At 58.7% G+C, this 421-nt stretch carries 3 tRNA genes; all 3 read right to left on the reverse strand.

From position 1 onward, the window contains the following. Positions 1-3 precede the first annotated feature (3 nt). Positions 4-79: transfer RNA gene (locus tag ILFOPFJJ_RS23875), tRNA-Glu, on the reverse strand. 109 nt (positions 80-188) lie between these two features. Next, positions 189-263 (reverse strand) — tRNA-Glu (locus ILFOPFJJ_RS23880). A gap of 58 nt (positions 264-321) precedes the next feature. Beyond that, a tRNA-Glu gene (locus ILFOPFJJ_RS23885) sits at positions 322-397 on the reverse strand. Between the last annotated feature and the right edge of the window lie 24 nt (positions 398-421).

Here is a 421-nt window from a genome sequence, read left to right on the forward strand (position 1 = left end):
GAATGGCACGCCCAACGGGACTCGAACCCGTGTTTCCGCCGTGAAAGGGCGGCGTCCTAGACCGCTAGACGATGGGCGCCCAAGACGAGGTGGCTTATAGAGAGCGCTTCGGATTCCCGCAAGTGAGCGAGAGCTATTAAATCAACTTTTTTGCGGGAAATTTGAACTGCCGCATCCGAAATGGGATTTGGTACGCCCAACGGGACTCGAACCCGTGTTACCGCCGTGAGAGGGCGGCGTCCTGACCGCTAGACGATGGGCGCCTGCTGCGGAAGCACCGGCACCATACTACGAAAAAGATCGAATAGGAAAGAGGAGGAATGGCACGCCCAACGGGACTCGAACCCGTGTTTCCGCCGTGAAAGGGCGGCGTCCTAGACCGCTAGACGATGGGCGCCCAAGACGAGGTGGCTTATAGAGA

Source organism: Sinorhizobium psoraleae, assembly GCF_013283645.1.
GTDB classification, from domain to species: domain Bacteria; phylum Pseudomonadota; class Alphaproteobacteria; order Rhizobiales; family Rhizobiaceae; genus Sinorhizobium; species Sinorhizobium psoraleae.